This window comes from Moraxella nonliquefaciens (genome assembly GCF_001679005.1).
GTDB classification, from domain to species: Bacteria; Pseudomonadota; Gammaproteobacteria; order Pseudomonadales; family Moraxellaceae; genus Moraxella; species Moraxella nonliquefaciens.
This window is the reverse complement of sequence record NZ_LXTW01000003.1, coordinates 62,930-86,552: the sequence shown is the minus strand read 5'-3', so window position 1 is coordinate 86,552 and position 23,623 is coordinate 62,930. Positions and strand designations below refer to the sequence as shown.

Below are 23,623 nucleotides of genomic sequence, written 5' to 3'. Positions count from 1 at the left end.
GAGGACAAAACATCAAATCTCATCATTTGACTGTGGTAAAATACGCCCAAACTTTTATCCAGTATCATCCATGCTTCTTGACCTAAATCACCACAGCTTTGCTGATTATAAAAAAGAGTTCATCGCCCTAGCCACACTTGCCCTACCCATGTTCTTATCACAAATCGCTCAGGTTGGTACAGGCTTTATTGATACGGTCATGGCAGGTAGCATCAGCAAAGATGACTTATCAGCGGTCGGACTGGGTAACAGTTTATTTATTACCATCTACATTACTTTGCTTGGGGTAATGACCGCCCTAAATCCCCTGATTGCCCAACAGTATGGTGCGATCAATAAAGGTGAAACCAAAGCGGGCGATATTGGTGAGTTGGGGCGACAAGGGCTGTGGTATGGGCTACTCATGGGTGTGATTGGCATGGTGCTGATTTGGGCAGCGATACTGCCCTTTGATTATTATTTTGATCATCTAAGTGCCAACACGCTTACCATCACCAAAAAATATCTGTATTTCATCGGGCTTGCCATGCCTGCTGCCATGATACATCGCACCTTACACGCCTATGCTTCTAGTCTTAACAAACCCAAAGTTATCATGATGGTCAGTTGGTTGTGTTTTTTTGTCAATATCCCCTTAAATTACATTTTTGTCTATGGCAAATTTGGCATGCCCGCCCTAGGCGGAGCAGGTTGTGGGCTGGCAACTGCCATCGTCTTCTGGCTTAACGCCATCATGCTTGGCACATACATCACCAAAGACAGATATTTTCACGAATTTGGTTTGATGGATAAGTTTAGCCTGCCTGACATCAAACTCTTTGGCGACATCACCAAACTTGGCATACCCATCGGATTGTCTTTTTTTATTGAAGTGAGTCTATTTAGCTGCATCATGTTTTTGGTTGCCAGATTAGATGGTAATACTGAAAATTATATCGCCGCCCAACAAATCGCCATCAATATCACATCACTTATTTTTATGATACCCCAAAGCCTAGGGATTGCCAGCACGGTACGAGTGGGCATGGCGATGGGTCAGCGTGAGCCTAAGCATGCCCGTTATAGCAGTGGTGTGGCATTATCAGGGGCGACTGCCATCTCATTTTTGACCGCTGCCTTTTTGGTCATCGGACGAGAACAACTGGCAACACTCTACACCAAAGACACGGCGGTCATTGCCATCACCACCACCATCATTCTCTATGCTGCCGCCTTTCAGCTTGTTGATGCCATACAATGCGTGGCAAGCTATGCCCTGCGTGGCTATAAGATAACCACAACTCCCATGATTATTCATATCATTGCCTTTTGGGGCTGTGGATTACTGCCTGGGATTGTGTTGGCGTTTTATGTTGGTATGGGCATCTATGGTTTTTGGATGGCATTGGTCATCTCGCTGGCGGTGGCAGCATTGTCTTTGGGCTGGTATTTGGAGCGACATAGCAAATACATGACAAAGCAAATACTTTGACCCAAATATCTTAGCAGGTACTTTAACAAATCTTTAAATCACACACCAAACGCTCTATGTATCATCACGCCAATTTTATCACCGACATGATGGGTGCGATGACTTGTTGCCATTGATATTTGCATGAGCAGTATTTGTTCGTCATGAGTTTGTAGGGTATATAGCCAGTAACCGCCACGAAAATCTCTATCAATCACGGTAACAGCGATGGCATTAGGGTCTTGGCTTGGCTTGACATCATGGGGACGAATCAAGGCTTTTTGACTACCCAAAGGCAAACCAACGGCGATACACCCAAATGAGGTATCAAAATTTGACTCTGTTACCTTTGTGGCATCAATGAGTACCCCTTCACCGATAAATCTCGCCACCGACTCATTGGCAGGCTGATGATATAACGCATCTGGCGTACCCCATTGTTGCAATCTGCCATGAGTGATTAGCCCAACCACATCTGCCATTGCAAAGGCTTCTGCTTGGTCGTGGGTTACCAAAATGGCAGAGACATTTTGGGAGATGAGCAGGCGACGCACTTCTTTGGAGAGGTTGGTGCGAAGCTCAACATCCAAATTTGAAAATGGTTCATCAAGCAAAATCAAACTCGGGCGTGGGGCAAGTGCACGCACCAGTGCAACCCGTTGCTGCTGCCCCCCTGACAGCTCATGTGGATAGTAATTGGCATACTCACTCATCCCAATGAGTTCAAGCATTTCAGCCACACGCTCGGATTTGGCAGTTTTGTCCATGGCAGAGAGCCCAAAAGCAATATTATCCGCCACGGTCAAATGTGGAAATAAAGCATAATCTTGAAATACCATGCCAATTTGTCTTTTATGGGCAGGGAGATGGATATTTTTGACATACAGTGGCTTGTCTTGAATATAAATCTCACCACTATCTGGCGTCTCAAAACCAGCAATACACCGCAGTAGTGTCGTTTTACCACAGCCAGAGGCACCCAGTAGGCAGGCGATTTGACCTGATTTAAGATGAAGGCTGATGTCAGTTAAGATGGGTTTGTGGTCAAAACTGATACAAAGATTGTCAATACGCAACATGGTTTTCTCAAAGTGTTAAATGGATGAGTGATTATTTTTGATTCATTTTAGAAAATAAGATGACAGGAATTAGTCCAGTTAAAATGATAGCAAGTGCTGGAAAAGATGCCTTGTCATACAAGCCTTCACTGGTAAAGGCAAATATTCTCACCGCCAATGTATCCCAATTAAACGGACGCATCATGAGCGTGATGGGCATCTCTTTCATGGTGTCCACAAAGACCATCAACATGCTGACGCCAAGGGCACTTTTGATGAGTGGCAAATAGACACGATACACCGTACCAAAAGGCGTTGCTCCCAGTGAAGCCGCTGCTTCTATGTGTGTGTTACGAATGCGTTTCATGCCAGCATCCACCGATTGGACACCCAAAGCCAAAAAGCGAATCAATAAAGCGATGAGCATGGCAAAGATGGTTCCCTTAAAAATCGCATCACTGTCTGAAAATGCAGATATGTTGGCAATGAGCCAATTATCAAGCCATGCAACAGGCACAAAGACACCAACAGCCAATACCGTACCTGGGATGGCATAGCCCAGTGTGGATATTTTGGTGGCAATCAAAGCATAGCGACTTTTATCCAAGCGAGCTGCGATGGCGATAAATAATGCAACCACAGCGACCGCCACAGCACTCATTAGGCTGATGCTGACAGAGTGCCAAATTTGCATCAGTAATTCACTAAGTACAATTTGTTGCCAACTTGACATCGCCCATGCGGTCAGCTGAATGATTGGAATGACAAAAGACAAACATAAAATCAGCCCACAGTACAAAGTGGCGAACCATTTTTTATGACCAGTTAAGACAATATTTCGGTGATGACTGGCACGACCTGTGGACTCAAAACGGCGACGACCACGGCTTAGCTGTTCAAGCAGCAAAAAAACAAACACAAGACCAATTAATAAACTTGCCAACTGTTTGGCGGTATCAAGCGAATAAAACCCAAACCATGCTTGATAAATTGCCGTTGTAAAAGTGTCATAGCCAAAGACGCTGACCGCACCAAAGTCCGCCAATACTTCCATCAAGGCTAATATACTGCCGCCAGCAATCCAAGGTCTTGCCATGGGCAATGCCAGCTTCAAAAATGACTGCACGGATGACAGCCCCAATGACGCCCCCGCTTCAAGAGCTCGGTTGCCCATGCTGCCAAAGGCATTTTTTGCCAACAAATAAACATAAGGATATAAAGTTAGGCTCATGACCACCGTTAAGCCAAAGCCATTTCTAATATCTGGCAGACCATTTTCAAAACCCCACGCTTGCCTTAAATAAGTACTAATAGTACCTGTATAGTCAAAAATACCCAACTGCACAAAAGCAAGCACATAAGCGGGCATGGCAAGTGGCAACATCATCGCCCAACCAAAAAAGCGTTTCAACGGAAAATCGGTCATGGCAGTCAGCCAAGCGGTTGTTGTGCCAAGTACTGTTACCCCAATGCCCACCCCCAGTACCAGTAATGCGGTATTTTTAAGCAACAGTGGCAACTCATAATCCAGCAAAAAGTGCCAAATTTCAGCATCAAAACTGTTAAGTGCAAAGACAATGACGGATAATGGCACCAAAACCAACAAGGCACACAGACCAAGCCACAAGCGAGGTAAAATGGAAGATGAATTCATGGGAATTTATGATAAAACAAAGGGCGGTATCATATTTTACCAAAACTGATAGAGAATGACAATTCTTCTTGTTTCTATTTAGAAAGTATTGTATAATAGCACAAATTTGGCAGGTTGATTAAAATGTCAAATTGGCGTGCTTTTTTCTGTATGAATCACGGTGGTTTTAAGACAGATTAAGTAGCAAGACTAGTGTTAATTTATTGTTTCATAACATTGCTTATAAAAGGATCTATGATGAAAAAACTGGTTATTACCGCATTGGCGATGGCAATTACCGCCCCAGCATTTGCCAATGAAATTGTTGTATATTCAGCACGTGCCGACGAGCTATTAAAGCCCATCGCAGAAGCCTATCAACAAAAAACTGGCACACAGGTGACCGTTGTGAGCGATAAAGCAGGCCCTTTGATGGAAAGGCTAAAAGCTGAGGGCAAAAATACCCAAGCTGATGTGCTTATCACGGTTGATGGTGGTAATCTTTGGCAGGCAACACAAGCTGGTGTCTTACGCCCCATCAATTCTTCTGTATTAAAAAGCAATATTCCATCGCATTTGCGTGACCCAAAAAACCATTGGTTTGGGTTATCAGTACGTGCTCGTACCATTTTTTATAACCCAAATAAGGTCAATCCAAGCGAACTTTCAACTTATGCCGATTTGGCAGACCCAAAATGGAAAGACAGATTATGCTTGCGTACCTCTAATAATGTGTACAATCAGTCTTTGGTGGCAACGATGATTGCAAACCATGGACAAGCTGCTACCAACAGAGTGGTCAAAGGCTGGGTAGCAAATCTGGCAACCGCACCATTTGCAAATGATACAGCACTGTTAGAAGCCATTGATGCAGGTCGTTGTGATGTGGGCATTGCCAATACTTATTATTATGGACGCTTGCTAAATTCCAAACCTCATGTTGCTAATAATGTTAAAGTATTTTTTGCCAACCAAGCAGGCAAAGGCACGCATGTCAATGTTTCAGGTGCAGGCGTGGTAAAACATTCAGACAACCCTGCCGAAGCCCAAAAATTCATTGAATGGATGTCCAGCGAAGAAGCACAGCGTTTGTATGCTGACCGAAACTTTGAATACCCAGCCAATCCACAGATAACACCAACGCCTGCCGTGGCTAATTGGGGCAGATTTAAACAAGATGTCATCAATGTATCGGTAGCAGGTCAAAACCAACAAAAAGCCATCATGACAATGAAACGAGCAGGTTATAAATAATTAAATTAAATCAATGATTCTGCCAATATCTAAACATCAAAAAGCACTTTGGTCAAACCAAAGTGCTTTTTATTGCTGTCTGTTTTGTGTTCATCTTATTTTTATGCTCATCTTGTTAATGCTGTTGCCAAACCTGCCTTTTGCCCTTAAAATACAACTTTAAATTAAAAAGAGCGATAACGTGGACATAAGCCCCCCATATTTAGACCCAAAATCTGTTGGTATCGTAACGCCAAAGGTCTTGCATTTTGATGAACCATTAACATTAGAATGCGAACGTGTTTTACCATCATTTGACTTAGTTATTGAGACCTATGGCGTGCTAAATACAGACAAAACAAACGCCATTTTAATCTGCCATGCCCTATCAGGTTCACACCACGCCGCAGGCTATCACAGCGAGCAAGACACCAAAGCAGGTTGGTGGGATAATTTGATTGGCAATGGCAAAGCAATAGACACAAATCAATTTTTTGTGGTATGCTTAAACAACATCGGCTCATGCCACGGCTCAACAGGCCCTACAACAATCAACCCTACCACAGGTGAAATTTGGGGGGCGGATTTTCCACTCATTACCATCAAAGACTGGATAAAAACGCAGGTCATGCTCTCAGACCGCTTGGGCATTGACAAATGGCATGCCATCATTGGCGGTTCTATGGGGGGCATGCAGGCCTTACAATGGTCGGTGGATTATCCTGACCGCTTGGAGCGTGCCGTCATCATCGCAAGCACCCCCAAACTGTCCGCCCAAAACATCGCTTTTAATGAAGTTGCCCGCCAGTCCATCCTATCTGACCCTAATTTTCATCACGGCTGGTATCTTAGAAAAAACGCCTATCCCCGCCATGGATTGGTCTTAGCACGCATGGTTGGACATATTACCTACATTACCGAAGATGCCATGAAAGTCAAATTTGGACGAGATTTGAAGTCAGGCAAGTTCATGTACGGTTATGATGTGGAGTTTCAAGTAGAAAGCTACTTGCGTTATCAAGGTGAGAGATTTAGCAAAAATTTTGATGCCAACACTTATCTGCTCATGACCAAGGCATTGGATTATTTTGACCCAACACGAGACTACACCCCTGATGGTTTGGACGAAAAAGAAGCCCTAAAACAGACACTTGCCCGCACCAAATGTCAATTTCTCATCGTCTCTTTTACAAGCGACTGGCGATTTACCCCCAAGCGTTCTATTGAGATTGTAGACGCTTTGATGGCAAATAACAAACCTGTCAGTTTTGTCAATGTGGACGCACCGCACGGACATGATTCGTTTTTATTTGACATTGCACGTTACACAACCGCCGTGAAGGGGTTTTTGAGCTCGCCCATGCCAAATAATTCATCAAATAAAGCATCATCACACCCCAAAATCTAATCTCAATACCAACAAGATAATAAACGCAACATTATGAATATTGATCACAAATTGACCGAAAAATGGATAAAGCCCAACTCAAAAATACTGGATTTGGGCTGTGGAGATGGCACACTGTTAGCACACTTACAAGAGCATTTGGGTGTATTTGGCTATGGGCTTGAAATTGACCCTGACAAAATCAATGAAGGCATCGCCAAAGGGCTCAATATCATAGAACAGGATTTAAATGATGGCTTAGCTCGTTTTGCTGATGACAGTTTTGATACGGTTGTCATGACTCGTGCCTTGCAAGCAGTCAAACACCCCAAGACCCTACTCAATGACATGCTAAGAGTTGCCAAATTTGCCATTGTAACCTTTCCAAACTTCGCCTATTGGCAAAACCGCATCTATCTTGGCATCAAAGGCATTATGCCAATAAGCGAAACCCTACCCCATCAATGGTACAACACGCCCAACATTCATCTTTGCACTTTCAAGGATTTTGAACGACTGTGCCATGATAACAACATTCGTATTTTGGACACAATTGCCCTGTGGGATAACCCCAACCCAAAGATTCCCACCTTTATCCGCAATCAAGCCGTCAAAGCCGCCCCAAATCTCTTGGCGGATGTGGCGATGTATCGGATTGTGCGAGGTTAGGCTCTCAAATTAACATGCACCAAATAGATGATGGATAATGTTACAAAATTTGACGGTTTGGCAAAGTAAAAAATTGAGTTTATCTGTCAATGATGGTATGATAAAGCACTCATTTGGCTCTTAAAGATGCCTACACAAATACAGCTCTCAACCGAAGTTTATGCAAGGTTGTCATTATTTTATGAAAGGTTGTCATTTATGAAACGTTTAAAACTTAGCATGATATCTACCCTACTTTTGGTAGGTGTCGCCAATGCTGAACTTATCTCAAATGTACCGCTAAATGTGTCTCGTTTTGAGGTCATGGACATCTCATCGCTTGCCAGCCAAGCAAATGGCGGTAATCATCACGCCCAATTTTTCCTAGCCAAACGCCTACAAAAAGGTGAGGGTATTGCCAAAGACCCCATCAAAGCAGTGCACTGGTACACCCAAGCCGCCCAAAAAGACATTGCTCCTGCCCAGCTCAATTTGGGACTGATGTATCTGCGTGGTGAGGGTGTTAAAGCAAGCATGAATGAAGGTCGCAGATGGCTAGAACGTGCCGCTCATTTGGGTGATAATCGTGCCAGTTACGCTCTTGCGATGATTGATGAAAAACAACAGCGTTATGTAGATGCCTACAAATGGTATGACCTATCCAGTCGTGATGGCATGCTTGATAATGGCATTCGCAATAGGGCCCAAGCCAAAATCGGTCAACTTGCTCTGAACCTATCATCAAGCGACATTGAAAAAGCCAAAACCAGTGCCAATGATTGGTTTACCATCAAATAACCACCCAAACTTAACAAATTCATGGTATCATTCATGGATTTGTTAAGTTTAGCCAATTAAGTTTAATCAATGATGACCCAATGATTTAACCAACAAGATTGCCATTTATCAGTTGTCATTTACCATTTTTGCCAAAATGCTTTATCATGAAAATCAAGCACAGGAGCCAAGCTGACAGCAAAGTACTGCAAATCACCTTTGATATTTAGTATCGCACAGGGGTTGATGAGTGTCTGCTCGGACAACAAATCCGACACGTCTGACACATCAAGGCTGACATGGCGTTCATACACCAGCATGTTATCATTATCATCAGCACGCCATGATAGATTTACTTTATCAGTCTGTATGGGCGTGGCGGGCGTACGATAATCGCTAAAATGATACAGGGCATACCGTCCATCGGGGGCGATATTCATCTCAACATAACTGCCATCTGCCAAAGCGATAAAGCATTCTAAACAGGTCTCTTGCCACAACTTATCAGCACGCTTGATATTACCATCATCATAATCAGCAAAATGCAATCCATCTACTTTCTCAACCATGAAACTCAGATTAATCACATGCTTGCCCTTATGCGTGTCTTCACTGGCATAAACGTGGATTTTGGGGGCAGACTTGCTTTTTTGATTGGTATTTTGAGAGCCTTGCAAAACAAATAACTGCTCTCTTTGCATGACCGAGTTATCATCATAATAAAACTCAGTAAAATGCGACAGTGGCAATAAAGCAAACAGCTTATCAGTGGGATTTGCGGTAAAAAAATTCATGGCACGCCCTTTATCAATGACCAATAATCAAAGCTTAAAAGCCAAATCTTACCAAATTTGACAGTTTTTCGTTGGGTTCATCATTTTTGCGAAATAACAAAACCATTCGCCCAATGTGGTGTACCACTTGACTGTTTGTGGCATCGGCTAAGGCAGACGCACAGGCTTTGCGTTCATCGGATGAACCTGCGGGAATTTTGATTTTGATGAGTTCGTGGTCGGTCAAGGCACGAGCGGTCTCTTCAATGAGTGTGGGCGTCAAACCATTGCCACCTACCATGATGATGGGATTTAGGCGATGACCGATACCTCGCAACTGTTTTAGGGTATCGTTGGATGGATTGCTAAAATTAGGTTTTGCCATAAAATGTCTCAAAACATGTTTTTTAATAAATTAATGCTTATTATAACAAAAATATACCAATTTTTCTTATAAAAATGTTAAACTAAGCAGTTATTTTTAGCATTTATCAATACTGACCGATGGCAACTCGCATTACCAACAAAAAATTCTCCAAATCATCAAAAGCATGGATGAAAGAACATATTGACGATTATTATGTTCAAAAAGCCCAAAAAGATGGCTATCGTGCCAGAGCGGCTTATAAGTTATTGGAAATTAACGAAAAAACTGGTCTTATCAAAAAAGGCATGACCGTGGTGGATTTAGGTTCTGCCCCTGGCAGTTGGTCGCAGGTGGCAGGGCAGTTGGTGGGTGATGATGGCATTTTAATTGCATCTGACATTTTACCAATGGACACCCTTGAAAATGTAACCTTTATCCAAGGTGATTTTAGAGAAGAAGAGATTTTTAACAAAATCATGGATGAAATAGGTGGACGGCGTGTGGATGTGGTTTTATCCGACATGGCACCCAACACCTCAGGGATGTCGGCGGTGGATATGCCACGCATGATGTATCTGTGCGAGTTGGCGGTGGATTTTGCCCTAAACGTACTGCCAGATGGTGGTGCGTTAATCATGAAAGTATTCCAAGGCGAGGGTTCACCAAAATTGCGTGCTGACATGCAAAAAAAGTTTAGCAAAATCAAAAGCATCAAACCCAAAGCAAGTCGCCCACGCTCCAAAGAGATGTTTTGGGTGGCCATAAAATAACCATACAAACATTTAGGCTTGATTTATTAATAATAAGCCCTATTAAAAGCAATATCTTTTGTATGAAAATTACACGATTTATCCCATTTTAACCCCATTTTGACTTTTTCAAATAATTGTATCAAACGCCAAAAACAGGAAACCCTTTGTGAACGACATGGCAAAAAGCATTCTATTATGGCTTGTGATTATCACCGTGGTAGTCATGGTATTTAGTAATCTTGACCGCGGTTCAAGCAAAGCTGATGAGATGAAGTATTCAGCCTTTGTCTCGGCAGTTGCCGAAGGTCAAATTCAAAAAATTGAGATTGATGGTGAAGAGATTACAGGCACAAAGGTCAACGGCTCAGATTTTAAGACCGTTCGCCCCGCCTTGGTTGATAATGAGCTTATGCCTCTGCTTCGCAAACACAACATAGAAATAGAAGGGTCAATGCCACAGCGTCAAGGAGTAGGCACTCAACTACTCATCGCTGCATTTCCCATTTTACTCATCATTGGTCTGTTTTGGCTGTTCATGCGTGGTATGAGTGGTGGTAGAGGCGGTGGTGGCATGGGTGGTCGCAACCCCATGAGTTTTGGTAAGTCCAAAGCCAAAATGCTCTCCGAAGATGACATTAAAGTAACTTTTGCTGATGTGGCAGGTTGCGAAGAGTCTAAGCAGGAAGTCGTTGAGATTGTGGACTTTTTAAGAGACCCTGATAAATTTACCAAACTTGGGGCAACCATCCCCCGTGGTGTACTGATGGTAGGCCCTCCAGGTACAGGTAAAACACTGCTTGCCAAAGCCATCGCTGGTGAAGCCAAAGTGCCATTTTTTAGTATTTCAGGTTCAGATTTTGTTGAGATGTTTGTTGGGGTGGGTGCAAGCCGTGTGCGTGATATGTTTGATCAGGCCAAAAAGAATGCTCCTTGTATCATCTTTATTGATGAGATTGATGCTGTGGGTCGTCATCGTGGCTCGGGCATGGGCGGTGGCCATGATGAGCGTGAACAAACGCTAAACCAGTTGTTGGTAGAAATGGACGGTTTTGAGGGTAATGATGGCGTGATTGTCATTGCTGCAACCAACCGTGTGGATGTGTTGGATAAAGCCCTACTGCGTCCGGGGCGTTTTGACCGTCAGGTATCGGTTGGCTTGCCAGATATCAAAGGTCGTGAACAAATCCTAAACGTTCATCTTAAAAAACTCCCCCAAACCATCGGTGTGGATGTCAATGCCTTGGCTCGTGGTACTCCAGGTTTTAGTGGGGCACAGCTTGCCAACCTTGTCAATGAAGCCGCCCTATTTGCTGCCCGTCGCAACAAGATAAGCGTGGACATGAACGATTTTGAAGATGCCAAAGATAAACTCTATATGGGGCCTGAACGTAAATCCATGGTACTGCGTGAAGAGGAACGACGTGCCACAGCTTATCATGAAGCAGGTCATGCCTTGGTGGCACAACTACTCCCCTTTACTGACCCTGTGCATAAAGTAACCATCATGCCTCGTGGTTGGGCACTTGGGGTAACATGGCAGTTACCTGAACAAGATGCCGTAGGCAGTTATGGCGATAAGATGCTAAATGACATCTCCATCTTGTTTGGTGGACGTATTGCCGAAGAGATTTTTATCAATCGTAAATCCACAGGGGCATCCAACGACTTTGAACGTGCAACCAAACTTGCCCGTGCCATGGTAACCAAATATGGCATGAGTGATAAACTTGGCGTCATGGTCTATGAAGATGAAGAACAGGGCGGATATTTTGGTGGGGCAACTCGTACCATCAGTGAGGCAACCCAACAAAAAGTTGATGATGAGGTTCGTCGCATTCTAGAAGAACAGTATGATGTGGCCTATAAACTCATCGATGACAATCATGACAAAATGCACGCCATGGTGGAGGCACTTATGAAATGGGAAACCATTGACCGTGAGCAGTTCTTACAAATCATGAATGGTGAACCCCCACGAGAGCCAAAAGAATATCAACACGAAGTACCAACGGTGGATGTCGTCAAAAACGATGAACTGCCACCCCCCTTGCCGAGTGTTTGATTATAAACCGTCTTAATACCAAACCGCCTTAGCCCCTAAGGCGGTTTGGTGCATTCATGTTTACCAAAAATACTTGCAATTTCCCCCAAAGTCTTATACGATACGCCTTTTTAATTGACAATAATAATCTTATGGCAAATTTCATAAAAAAGCAACTAAAACGCACCAAAATCATCGCAGGCATGGGCAATACTTTAATTGGTGGATTTGCCGCCGCCAAACGCATTGGAGCCTTTAAAGAACCCCCCAGAGACGTTTTGCCAAAATATATCCAAACCTTTTGCCGAAAAATGACCCGTGCATTTGGTGTGGAAGTTGTGCAAGTAAAGCCTGTGCCACAGACACATGGACTTTGGGTGTCTAACCACATCTCTTGGCTGGACATTCCTGTGGTAGGGTCGGTTGCACCAGTGTTCTTTTTGTCAAAAGCGGAGATTGGTGAGTGGTTTATTTTTGGTAGACTTGCCAGAGCAGGAGGGACACTGTTTATCAAACGTGGTTCAGGCGATGCCGATGGTGTGGCACGCCAAATCGCTGATTTTTTGCGTGGTGGTTCATCAGTGGTATTTTTCCCAGAAGCAACCACAACAGACGGTAAGCACATCAAAAAAATCCACGGTAAGCTACTACAAGCCAGCATGGATACAGGTTTGCCCATCTGTCCTGTGGTAATCGCTTATGTCAATGCAGATGGCACGCTATCGGATGACTGTGCTTATTATGACAAACGCACGATGGCAGAGAGTCTAAGGCGAGTGGCGGACAGTGACGGCGTTAAGGCTTATGTGTTACCCTTAACACCGCTGTCCCCCAAAGATAAAACTCGCACCGAACTTACCGAGATGCTACAACAAACGATGGAGGAAGGTTTGGCAGAGCTACACAGACAAGTGTTAAAGGCTTAAAGTTTATTTATTGTACCCAACACCTTTACCAACCTTACTGTTTTTGGTATTTTTGGTGTTTTTCATTTTAACTCAACCGCCATTTGCCCCTTTGGTGTTACCTTAAAAATCTGCACCTTAAACAACACATCTTGTCCTGCCAATGGGTGATTAAAATCCACTTTAATCTCATCGTCATCAACATGGCATACCACACCTGCCAAAGTATGTTGTCCTTTATCAATAAATTCCATCATCATGCCTACCACAGGGTTTGGTTCAGACAAGCTAAATTTGGCACGAGAAAAAGTCTGGACATTCTCACCATGCCAGTCACCAAAAGCTTGTGTAGGCGACAGATGGGCGGTGCGGACATCGCCTGCTTTTAGGTTGATGAGTACTTGCTCAAATCCTGCCAATAGACTCTCATCACCCATCACTAATGTTACAGGCTCATCTCGCCCAAAAGTACTGTCAATGATTGTGCCATTGGGTAAGCTTACCTCAAAGTGCAATAAAACGGTGCTGCCGTCAGTAATACGAATCTCTTCGCTGGGTAAAATATTCATAACATTCCAAAACAAAAATATGGAACCAGTTTACCACACACTCCCTGTGTAGTAAAACACCCATACTATATTATGCCAATCAATCACTTGCCAACACCTTTTTTGCCCAATCAATCACTGGCAAATCAACCATCTGCCCATCAATGGCAAAACACGCCTGCCCTGTTGTATGATGATAAGACAGCACCTTTTTGGCAAATGCTATGTTGTCCCCATTATGCACCCTTTGTCTTTGTATCACGCCCAACTGTCTGGGGTGTATGACAAGGCAACCACCAAAGCCAAAATCATCAGCGTGCGTCAGCCATTTGGCAAAACCATCATCATCGCCAAAATTAGGATAAATCGTCTCAATCGGAGCATTTAGCCCATTTGCTTGTGAGTGCAATACCAGTTCACACCGCACTTTATCTAGCATCATCGCCCCTGCCAATGTATCCTTGCCAATTCTTAGCGATGTTAGTAAGTCCAAACAGCCATAACTTAACGCCATCAGTCCTGACGCACGTGCCATAGAGCCAACATTTAAAACACCCTGCCCACTTTCAATCATGGCAACAACGGGGCGAGTGGTTAATTCATGGGTAAGGCTTATCTGCTTGGCACTCTTAGCCTTAGGTAGCACCACAGTGCTGATGACATCATGAGACTTTATCCACTCACAATCCAAACAAAACTCACCATGAGATGCCCCATGTATTCTCACCCAAATATCTGGTGTGATTTTTGTCTGAGTCAAATCACCCAACAAATCACCTAACTCATGACGCACGTCAGCAGGCAAGCGGTCAGCAGCAGCATCCTCAAAATCAATGATGATAGCATGGATATGAGCGGTGATGGCAGGGTCGGTTAGGGCTTTAATGATACGTTTGGGCTGCGTGGCAGGGACGAAGAGGTGGGCAAGCATGGCAAATCCATTTAGTAAATGACCACAAGCAAATGACCACATTCGCCTGTGGATGCGCCCCAAAATATGCTAAATGGGCGTGAAAGTCAAATACACGTGAGAGTGTCTAAGCTTAATATTTGTAGGCTTAGGTTATTGAACTTGACTTACCATATAATCAACCGCTGCATAAACCTCAGCTTCACTAACCTCGCCTGTAACCTGTGCTGGCATTTTACCAAAACCTTTGGCAGAGTGCTTGTGCAAGGTGTCTATGCCTTTATCCAAACGTTTTGCCCAGTCGGCTTTGGCGGTGAGTTTGGGGGCATCTAATAATCCTTGGTCGTGGCAAATTCTGCAAGTTTTTTCATACCGTGCCTTACCCTCGGCAATAGATAAAGCCTGTACAGGAGCGGCGGCAAGGTCTGCTTGTTCAGCATTGTCTGTTTGGACGGTCTCTACCGTACCTTTATCGGTTGCATCAGAGGTAGCAGAGTCAGCGGTTGCCACTTCATCCGCCTTGGTCTCATCTGTGCCACTTAATCCATCGGTCTCATTTAATGTCACTTCATCGGCTTTAAGCTCTGTACTGGCAGAGACAGCTTGGGTGTTATTCTTGGTCTCTGAGGTGGGGCTGGCAGGTTTGTCGCCCCCACAGGCGGTCAAAAATACGGCACTTGCCAATAATAATGATAAGGTTTTACTAGAATGTTTCATAAGCGAGCTTCACAAGTTGGCTAACGATGGCTTTAATATACCGAATTTTTGTAAGGAATTAAAGGGGAGAATTGTAAAGATGAATTTTTGATAATTATTCTTATTTTTAGATTTATTGCACATTCTTACCAAATCATTCTTTTTTATAAAATTTTATAAATTACCAAAATTCATAAATGTTATTGATGGAAAAACAGTAATAACCTGTAATGGCAAATATATAATACAAACCTATGATAACAAATAACCTTACCACTCATCCTTCAACTCTATCGTATCATTCTTTTTATAAAATTGCCAAAAATAATACAAAATCTCCAATACCATATAAATGGCAATAAAAGCAATTGCAGGATTGTCATAATCCTTTTTAATAATCCCAAAATAACCCAAAATTATTGCACAAAATAGCATTGTTAATTGTGAATTGGTTTTTCTGCTTAATTTTTTCATCATTATCAAGTCGCCAAAAAACTTTACTCCACTCTACCAAATCTCCCCCCAAAAAAAGTTAAATTTCACGCATTACAACCTTTCTAAATTCAAGCATTTTTTAAGGTATAATTACTCATTTTCCTTTATTTTTTACGAGCCAATGATGACAGACCAAGCCCAAACCGACTACAAAAACACCCTAAACCTTGCTGATACCGCTTTTTTTGGGTTGAATATTGAAAAAAATATATTAAAAACAATGGTTTAATAAAAAAATTATGCTAATTTATAAAAAATTCTTGACATCTTGTTTTTTTTAACTTAGAATCAAAGAACCATAGGCTGATGAGGTATTTTAGGTTATGGTGTTTATCTTTTTCATTTATATAAGGAATATGTTATGTTAAAGCAATTAGACCTAAGCAAAGTTGTTGGGCTTAAAAACCAATCAAACTGCAAAACAATTATGACAATTGGTGTTAAAGATAAGAAGTAATGCCAATCAAAAAGACACTGGGTTAAAATCTGGTGTCTTTTTTTTTATTGATTAAGTATTAAGGACGATGAATGAATTTTAATAATATTTATAATCCAAACCAATCTTTGGCAATTGTATTGCGTGGTGCAAATAATGAAAAGATTGTAGATTCTTTTTATTATTTGTTGGATGTTTGCGATGAAATCTTAGATAAAGATTTCAAGAAAAATATAGCCAAAAATATAGAGTTTGCAGAATCTCACTCCATATTGGGAGGTATCTTATTCCACTTTATTAATCACCTTGTTAAATCAATTACAAAAAATAATATTTATGAAATAAATGATGTGTTTATTTCTTTTAATAAATTTATCTCGTTTTATGATAGAGAAAAAATAATTTTCTCTGGTGTGGGAGATGTGGGCAACCTGTACTTAAATCAGTTTAATAAAATTAATGATGATGCTTATGAATTTTCCTGCAAACCAATTAATGTTAATTTAATTGATGAGTATAAGTTAAAAATTAATAATCTTATGAATTTTATTAAGGATATTGATTTTGAAACTTATATGGAAATTGACAATATAGTGGATGATATATATGTATTTGGTGTAGACTTTAAAGATAGTCAAGAAATGGTTTATTCTGGAAGTGACTTTGATAAACTAGGCTGTATTTTTTTCAATGAAGATATTTTTGTTGATAAAGATGATTTGTTTATCTTAGATAAGATTATACACGAATCTGCTCATCAAATATTGTTATCTGTAATGATACATGATGAAGTTGTGCTTAACTCAGATGATGAGCGTTATCCATCACCCCTTAGAACTGGCTTAAGAACAATGAATGGTATATATCACGCAGCTTTTGTTTTGTATAGAATAGCACGATTTTTTAATCAAATTATCAAAAAACAAAATACTCAATATTCTTACGATGATCTGATTTCTCATATCAATAAAAATAAGGAACAATTTTTAGCTTGCTATGATGTTATTTCCAAAAATGGAAAATTAACGAATTTGGGAAGTGCCATAATTGAGAACTGTTACAAAGAATTAAAGGATATGCCTAATGAAATTAACAGATAAGTTATCCAAAGAAACCATCGAATTGATGCAAAGATTTAATGACGATGCAGTAAGAAGGCTAAACGATGATTTATACCCAATAGCACCAGATTTAGTTGAAATGCTTATTGATTCAATTTATGGAAATATTTATCAAAGAGGTGTTTTGAGCATTAAAGAACGGCATATAGCAACATTATCAGCACTTATTGCTATGGGTAGTTCAGAAAGGCAATTGTCATTTCAGGGGCTAGCTGCTTATAAGCTTGGTATTACAAAAGAAGAAATTCAAGAAATATTGATACAAAACGCAATATTCAGTGGGTTTACAAGAGCAATGAATGCTGCTGTTGTGCTTGATGAAGTGCACAAGAAATATCTACAAGGAAAAGACAATGAAGCATAGGGATTTTTATGTTTATCAAGTTGCAGAAACAGTACTGAATACAAGTATTAGAACCGTTGGTTTTTTGTTTGCTTGGTTAATGCTTACCGTATTTAAAAACCCCCAGCATTTGGGGGTTTTTATTGGAACTTCTTGGGCGTGTCAGGTGTTGGCATTGTTGTTGTTTTCTTGGGTGTGCAGTCAACCAAAATTTACCATTCATAGTAAAAAGATATTACTGTGTTTTTGTGTTATTTGCTTATTATCTTTTTTGCCATTATTATTTATTCATAATTATTTTATTTTTGGTATAATTTTTGTTATTAGTTCTATTTTTACCATTCTTTTAAATCCGTTAGGGACAAGCCTTACCAATGACTTGTATGGTGGTAACAATAAATCAAATGGTTTTAAGGTGCGTGGATTTGTCAATTCCATCAATACCATCTTGTCTCCCGCTATTTCTGGGTTTATTATTCATTATTTTGGTGCACATCAAATTATATGTGCTTGTATTATTTTATCTTTTATAAGTGGCATTTTGTTTTATGGTATAAAAAATATAAAATTGCAGGAAAACTTAGAAAAACAATCAAAAAATACCTTTAAAATATTACTTAAAAATCCCATTGAAAGATTGATGGTTTTGGTATCATTGCTGGCTAATTTTATCATCACCCCAATGATTGCTTATATCATTCCCTATAATATAGCAAATAAATTTAAATTACCTGCATTTTATATCGGTATTAGTGAGGGTTGTTTTGGTATTGGAATGATATTGGGTAGTGTTTACTTTCTAAAATTATTCAATAAAAAAATTGGCAGTCATAAAAGTGTGGTGTGTAGCATTGTATTGGTTGCGATTGGGATTTTATTGTCTTTGTTGGACGGATTTTATCTGTTTTGCATGGCATTAATAATGATGGGTGTTGGGGTGGTAATGTTTAATATTAACAGTACCCATATTCGCTGTACAGCAACCCCAAAGGATATTCGTGCCAGTTTTGAATTTATCTTTTTGGCGTGTTGTATTGTGTTTATTCCCATTGGTGTTTTTTTGACGACTTGGGTGTTAAATAATGGATTTTTGATTTATTTTTATGGTGTGATTGTTTGTTTTTTATTAATGTTGTCTGTTATGATTGATAAAAATTTAGATGTTGTTCATATCTATAAGGTAGATAATGATAAACTGGAGGGTTATTACAAAACTTACTACCCTAAAATTTATCAATAATCATTTGGGTAGTTGAGGTAAATTTTGTCTTTATAAATGTTGTGAACTAGGCTATAATTAGCCGTTTTAAATAAATTTGAGCCAAGCCATGACAAACCAAGCCTCCCAAGAAGACTACAAAGACACCCTAAATCTTGCCGATACGCCATATCCCATGCGTGCCAACCTTGCAAAGCGTGAGCCAAAATGGCTTGACGAATGGGAAAAAGATGGACTATATCAGCAAGTTCGTCAAGCCAAACAAGGCTTGCCCAAATACATTTTGCATGACGGCCCCCCTTATGCCAACGGGCAAATTCACCTAGGTCATGCGGTCAATAAAGTCCTAAAAGACATCATCACCAAATCCAAAAACCTATCGGGTTTTGATGCCGTCTATGTCCCTGGTTGGGACTGCCATGGTCTGCCCATTGAGCAAAAAGTAGAACAAAAAATTGGTAAAGTCGGACAAAAGGTCAATGCGACGAAGTTTCGTGAAGCGTGCCGAGAGTATGCCAAAAGTCAGGTGCAACTACAAATGGCAGATTTTAAACGCTTGGGCGTGCTTGGCGATTGGGACAACCCTTATTTGACCATGAATTACCAACAAGAAGCCAATATCGTGCGAGCATTGGGAAAGATTTATGACAACGGTCATATCGTGCGTGGCATGAAACCTGTCAACTGGTGCTTAGATTGTGGTTCTGCCCTTGCTGAGGCGGAGGTTGAATATCAAGACAAAACCTCAGATGCCATCTATGTTGGCTTTGATATTGTCAATCGTGAAAACCTACCCATCATCGCTAATATCAGTGGCACGCTTCAAGCCGTCATTTGGACAACAACCCCATGGACACTGCCTGCCAACCAAGCAATCTCGGTACATGGCGACTTTGATTATGCCGTCATTAAGGGCAAAAAAACCCCCATCTTTGCACTACCAAGCCAAATTGACAGTAAAAATTTTACCCTAAGAACCCTAACCAAAGCCGATAAGCAGGCACTACAAGCGTGTGCGTCCGACCCTGCCATTTGGCAATTTATGCCAACCAAACGACACCTGCCAGAGGTGTTTGAACCATTTTTTGAACAAGCAGTGAAAGATAAAGCCTATGCCATTATTGATAAGCGAACTGGCAATATCATTGGCACAACCCGTTTTTGTCATGACAATGCCAAAGATGATGTCATTGGTATTGGTTTTACCTTCATCACACCCGAATTTTGGGGCAAAGGGGTAAATGATGAGATTAAACACACCTTATTAAACCACGCCTTTAAATACAGAAATACCGTGCGTTTTCAAATACATGAAGGCAATGACCGCTCCAAAAAAGCGGTAGAAAAATTAGGGGCAACTTATCAAAAAGATGTAGAAAATGACTTTGGTAAAATGTGGGTCTATACCATCACAAACCCAAGCACCATCAATCACAGTGCCCATTTTATCGTAGCAAATGATTTGGTGGCAGATTTTAGTAAAAATGTGGCACTTGATGATGTTAAGGCTATCACAACCATCAAAGGGGCAGATTTGACCGTCTTAAACGCCCAACACCCTCTTATCAGCGAACGCCAAGTACCCATCATCACAGGCGAGCATGTTACCGCTGACAGTGGTACAGGGTTGGTGCATACCGCTCCTGCTCATGGTGTGGACGACTATATTGTTGGCAACAAATACAATTTACCTGTTGAAAACCCTGTTGGTGATGCAGGCGTGTATTTGGACAATGCCAAGGTTTTTGTGGGTGAACACATCTACAAAGCACAGCCTAAGATTATCGAGACTTTGGGGTCAAGCGGACACTTGCTTGACCACAAAAAAATCCACCACAGTTATCCACACTGCTGGCGACACAAAACCCCCATTATTTTTCGTGCCACGCCTCAGTGGTTCATTAGCATGGAACAAAACGGACTTCGCCAAAAAGCCCTAGACGACATCAAAAATATCACATGGACACCAGCATGGGGTCAAAACCGCATTGAAGCCATGATTGATGGTCGCCCTGACTGGTGTATCTCACGCCAACGCACATGGGGCGTGCCGATTACCTTTTTTACCCACAAAGAAACAGACCAATTACACCCACGCACCTCCGAGCTTATTGAAAAAGCCGCCCAAATCATTGAACAAGGCGGTATTGAAGCATGGTTTGATGCTGACATTAGCGACTTTTTGGGTGATGAGAGCAGTGAGTATCACAAAGTAACCGACACACTGGATGTGTGGTTTGATTCAGGCAGCACACATTTTGCCGTACTTGACCAAGATAACAGCCTAACCAACCCAGCCGACATGTATCTAGAAGGCTCAGATCAGCATCGTGGCTGGTTTCAAACCTCTTTGCTCACCAGTGAAGCCATTTATGGGCGAGCCCCCTTTAAACAAGTCCTAACCCATGGCTTTGTCGTGGACGAAAAAGGGCATAAAATGAGCAAATCTTTGGGCAATATCATCGAACCACAAAAAGAGATTGACAAAACAGGGGCGGACATGCTCCGTCTGTGGATTGCCTCTGCTGATTATCGCTACGAGATGAGTGCAGGACAAAAAGTCTTTGCAGGGGCGGTGGATAATTATCGCCGTATCCGTAATACCATACGATTTTTACTTGCCAATACCAGCGATTTTGACCCAACCACGAACAGTGTGGCGTTGGACGAGTTGGTCAGCCTTGACAAATTCATCCTACATCTTGCCAAGGATACCCAAGAGACAATCATAAAATCCTATCACGACATGGATTTTCACCAAGTTGTTCAGGCAGTATCTATGTTCTGTTCGCAAAGTTTGGGGGGATTTTATCTTGATATCATCAAAGACCGTACTTACACTACTAAGGCGGACGGACACCCCAGACGCTCCGCCCAAACCGCCCTATATCACATCGCCCAAGCGGTTGTGCATTGGATTGCTCCGATTTTGCCATTCACCGCCCAAGAAGCATGGGGCTTTATCCGTGCCAACAACGCCCATAAATACATCTTTGCAAGCAATTGGTATGATTTGCCCAGCCCTATCATGACAGACATCACCCCAGATGATTGGCAAGTGATTTTGGCACTAAAAGATGACATTAATAAAGCAATGGACGATGCTCGTACTGCCAAAATCATCAGTGCCAACTTAACCGCCAAAGCCAACATCTTAGCAGACAAGACAGTCTTTGATGCTGTATCAAAATTAGGCGATGAAGCACGTTTTGTCTTTATCACAAGCGACATCAGTCTGACACAAGGCGAAAATGACGTAATCATCACCCCAGCAGATGGACAAAAATGTATCCGTTGTTGGCACATTCGCACCGACGTAGGTCGTCATGTTAAACATCCCAAGCTATGCGGACGTTGTGTGTCTAATGTAGATGACAAAGGAGAGGTGCGTAAATTTGCATAATGCTGTGGGCAAATTTAAAGTACAATTTGCCCATATGTTTTGGATGATTCATCATTAGGACGTGCCTGCTTTTGCCATTTGCCATAAACATATCCGTTCAAAAGCGGGTAATTCATTGTTACAATACCCTATGTTACAATACCCTAAAATGTGTGATAAAGGGTAGGCACACCAATCTACAAGAATTTATTATGTCAGAAAATACCCAAAATAACATTCAACCCTTAGCATCAAGTGCCAATGCCAATAAAGCCATACTTTATTATTTCATTGGGTTTGTCGTGCTTGTCATTGACCAGATGACCAAGATTTTTTTTGAAAAATGGCTCGTCAATGAAGGCAATAGCATCAATGTGATTGAACCGATATTAAACTGGACGCTTGCTTATAATCATGGGGCGGCATTTAGTTTTCTTGCCAATCAAGGTGGTTGGCAAAAGTGGTTGTTTGCCACATTGGGGCTTTTGGTATCAGCATTCATCATGGTCTACCTTCGCAAAATTCCCAAAAATGCCAAAATTCTGGCATGGGGGCTTGCTTTGGTGTTAGGTGGGGCAATTGGCAATGTCATTGACCGCTTTTTATATGGTCATGTGATTGATTTTATTCATGTTCATTATGCCAATATGTGGCATTATCCTGTGTTTAATGTGGCGGACATGGCGATCATGGGCGGTATGGGACTTGTGATGGTGGACATGCTATTTTTGGAAAATAAACGTAAAAATGGCGTATCATGATGGATTTTGCCCATGTTTAGTCATTTTATACAAAGAATGCACTTAAATTAACTTAATCTTTTTTACAAAAGCGACCAAAAAGTGTTACAATGGTCTGTAAACATTCATTTTGTATACATAGGTAATTGTATGAACATCAACCATCGTTTTATCCTAAGACCTCTTGCCGTATCGGTTTTTGTGGCAATGAGTGCCACAGGCTGTGCCATTGATGATGACATGAATGCCACACGACATGCCAATCTCATCATCAATCATGCCGACCCACTTGCCATCAGTGCCAAAGAAGCACACAAGCGTGCCGAACTTGTAAAAAACGTCTACGGCGATGCCATCAAACATGCCAAAGAAGCGATAAAGACCGCTCAAATCGCCGATGCCAAACTTGCCAATCAAGCAAACGACCTACAAAATACCATCAATAACAAATACCACGCTTGGCTAGAAATTGAAAAAGAAGCTCAATCACTTGCCAAACAAAAATATCAAGCAGGGCTTGACAACGATAATGCCAAAAAAGCGGAACTTGCCAAACTTGAAGCCCAAAAGCAGGCTCATGCCAAGCAGTTATTTGCCGAACTTGAAGCTGCCAAAGTACAGGCTAATGAACTGTTAGAACAGGCACGCATCGCTAAGGAAAATCACCTAAACGCTGAACAAGCAAAAGCCCAAGAAGAGGCTAAGAAAA

At 41.6% G+C, this 23,623-nt stretch carries 21 protein-coding genes and 1 pseudogene; 14 read left to right on the top strand and 8 right to left on the bottom strand.

Annotated elements, in window-relative coordinates:
* Positions 1-70: 70 nt before the first annotated feature.
* Positions 71-1,471, top strand: coding sequence for an MATE family efflux transporter (locus A7456_RS01570; protein WP_067006879.1), 1,401 nt, complete (start codon positions 71-73; stop codon positions 1,469-1,471).
* 38 nt (positions 1,472-1,509) lie between these two features.
* Here A7456_RS01570 and A7456_RS01565 read toward each other — a convergent pair whose 3' ends face one another.
* Positions 1,510-2,529 carry an ABC transporter ATP-binding protein gene (locus A7456_RS01565; protein ID WP_067006876.1) on the bottom strand — a complete coding sequence of 340 codons (1,020 nt, stop codon included), beginning with the start codon at positions 2,527-2,529 and terminating at the stop codon, positions 1,510-1,512.
* A 31-nt stretch (positions 2,530-2,560) separates the two neighbouring features.
* Positions 2,561-4,168: an ABC transporter permease gene (locus A7456_RS01560; protein ID WP_082995381.1), complete on the bottom strand. Its 1,608-nt coding sequence runs from the start codon at positions 4,166-4,168 to the stop codon at positions 2,561-2,563.
* Between the two features lie 231 nt (positions 4,169-4,399).
* Here A7456_RS01560 and A7456_RS01555 point away from each other — a divergent pair, with 231 nt between their 5' ends.
* From A7456_RS01555 to A7456_RS01540, 4 genes are all read left to right on the top strand, one after another.
* Complete coding sequence (locus A7456_RS01555) at positions 4,400-5,395, top strand: Fe(3+) ABC transporter substrate-binding protein (protein WP_082995380.1); 996 nt, start codon at positions 4,400-4,402, stop codon at positions 5,393-5,395.
* A 187-nt stretch (positions 5,396-5,582) separates the two neighbouring features.
* Entirely contained in the window at positions 5,583-6,782 is a 1,200-nt protein-coding gene (metX, locus tag A7456_RS01550; RefSeq protein WP_227713324.1) for a homoserine O-succinyltransferase MetX, read from the top strand.
* A gap of 33 nt (positions 6,783-6,815) precedes the next feature.
* On the top strand, positions 6,816-7,430 hold the full coding sequence (gene metW / locus A7456_RS01545) for a methionine biosynthesis protein MetW (protein WP_067006868.1): 615 nt from the start codon (positions 6,816-6,818) through the stop codon (positions 7,428-7,430).
* 198 nt (positions 7,431-7,628) lie between these two features.
* A complete protein-coding gene (locus A7456_RS01540; protein ID WP_067006865.1) occupies positions 7,629-8,207 on the top strand; it encodes a tetratricopeptide repeat protein in 579 nt (192 codons plus the stop codon).
* Positions 8,208-8,326: 119 nt separating this feature from the next.
* On the opposite strand, the gene A7456_RS01535 is transcribed toward A7456_RS01540, so the two are convergent.
* Together A7456_RS01535 and A7456_RS01530 are read right to left on the bottom strand one after the other, a co-directional pair.
* A complete protein-coding gene (locus A7456_RS01535; protein WP_067006862.1) occupies positions 8,327-8,980 on the bottom strand; it encodes a DOMON domain-containing protein in 654 nt (217 codons plus the stop codon).
* Positions 8,981-9,014: 34 nt separating this feature from the next.
* Positions 9,015-9,344 carry a YhbY family RNA-binding protein gene (locus A7456_RS01530; protein ID WP_066891733.1) on the bottom strand — a complete coding sequence of 110 codons (330 nt, stop codon included), beginning with the start codon at positions 9,342-9,344 and terminating at the stop codon, positions 9,015-9,017.
* Positions 9,345-9,463: 119 nt separating this feature from the next.
* Here A7456_RS01530 and A7456_RS01525 point away from each other — a divergent pair, with 119 nt between their 5' ends.
* The 3 genes from A7456_RS01525 to A7456_RS01515 all read left to right on the top strand — a co-directional run bounded on the left by A7456_RS01525 (position 9,464) and on the right by A7456_RS01515 (position 13,045).
* Positions 9,464-10,096: an RlmE family RNA methyltransferase gene (locus tag A7456_RS01525; RefSeq protein WP_066886118.1), complete on the top strand. Its 633-nt coding sequence runs from the start codon at positions 9,464-9,466 to the stop codon at positions 10,094-10,096.
* 157 nt (positions 10,097-10,253) lie between these two features.
* Positions 10,254-12,140: an ATP-dependent zinc metalloprotease FtsH gene (ftsH, locus tag A7456_RS01520; protein WP_067006860.1), complete on the top strand. Its 1,887-nt coding sequence runs from the start codon at positions 10,254-10,256 to the stop codon at positions 12,138-12,140.
* Positions 12,141-12,271: 131 nt separating this feature from the next.
* Entirely contained in the window at positions 12,272-13,045 is a 774-nt protein-coding gene (locus tag A7456_RS01515) for a lysophospholipid acyltransferase family protein (RefSeq protein ID WP_067007358.1), read from the top strand.
* Between the two features lie 62 nt (positions 13,046-13,107).
* Here the strand turns inward: A7456_RS01515 and A7456_RS01510 are convergent, their stop codons facing one another.
* The 4 genes from A7456_RS01510 to A7456_RS01495 form a co-directional block, all read right to left on the bottom strand.
* Positions 13,108-13,593 carry an FKBP-type peptidyl-prolyl cis-trans isomerase gene (locus tag A7456_RS01510; RefSeq protein ID WP_066891727.1) on the bottom strand — a complete coding sequence of 162 codons (486 nt, stop codon included), beginning with the start codon at positions 13,591-13,593 and terminating at the stop codon, positions 13,108-13,110.
* A gap of 79 nt (positions 13,594-13,672) precedes the next feature.
* Positions 13,673-14,503, bottom strand: a complete 831-nt coding sequence (locus A7456_RS01505; protein ID WP_158512458.1) for an HpcH/HpaI aldolase/citrate lyase family protein — start codon at positions 14,501-14,503, stop codon at positions 13,673-13,675.
* A gap of 132 nt (positions 14,504-14,635) precedes the next feature.
* Entirely contained in the window at positions 14,636-15,199 is a 564-nt protein-coding gene (locus A7456_RS01500) for a c-type cytochrome (protein WP_067006855.1), read from the bottom strand.
* Positions 15,200-15,448: 249 nt separating this feature from the next.
* Positions 15,449-15,655, bottom strand: coding sequence for a hypothetical protein (locus A7456_RS01495; protein ID WP_066891715.1), 207 nt, complete (start codon positions 15,653-15,655; stop codon positions 15,449-15,451).
* A gap of 546 nt (positions 15,656-16,201) precedes the next feature.
* Here A7456_RS01495 and A7456_RS01490 point away from each other — a divergent pair.
* The 6 genes and pseudogenes from A7456_RS01490 to A7456_RS11315 form a co-directional block, all read left to right on the top strand.
* Positions 16,202-17,209: an aKG-HExxH-type peptide beta-hydroxylase gene (locus A7456_RS01490; RefSeq protein ID WP_067006852.1), complete on the top strand. Its 1,008-nt coding sequence runs from the start codon at positions 16,202-16,204 to the stop codon at positions 17,207-17,209.
* Positions 17,193-17,594: a carboxymuconolactone decarboxylase family protein gene (locus A7456_RS01485; protein WP_067006849.1), complete on the top strand. Its 402-nt coding sequence runs from the start codon at positions 17,193-17,195 to the stop codon at positions 17,592-17,594. The genes A7456_RS01490 and A7456_RS01485 overlap by 17 nt, the downstream gene beginning before the upstream one ends.
* The gene (locus A7456_RS01480) at positions 17,584-18,813 is read left to right on the top strand and encodes an MFS transporter (RefSeq protein ID WP_003663294.1); all 1,230 of its coding nucleotides are present in this window, start codon (positions 17,584-17,586) and stop codon (positions 18,811-18,813) included. Before A7456_RS01485 ends, A7456_RS01480 begins: the two co-directional genes overlap by 11 nt.
* Before the next feature lie 88 nt (positions 18,814-18,901).
* Positions 18,902-22,195, top strand: a complete 3,294-nt coding sequence (gene ileS / locus A7456_RS01475; RefSeq protein WP_067006846.1) for an isoleucine--tRNA ligase, N-acetyltransferase domain-containing — start codon at positions 18,902-18,904, stop codon at positions 22,193-22,195.
* Between the two features lie 191 nt (positions 22,196-22,386).
* Positions 22,387-22,935: a signal peptidase II gene (gene lspA, locus A7456_RS01470; protein WP_066886136.1), complete on the top strand. Its 549-nt coding sequence runs from the start codon at positions 22,387-22,389 to the stop codon at positions 22,933-22,935.
* 129 nt (positions 22,936-23,064) lie between these two features.
* Positions 23,065-23,623, top strand: a pseudogene (locus tag A7456_RS11315) (hypothetical protein); the annotation flags it as partial.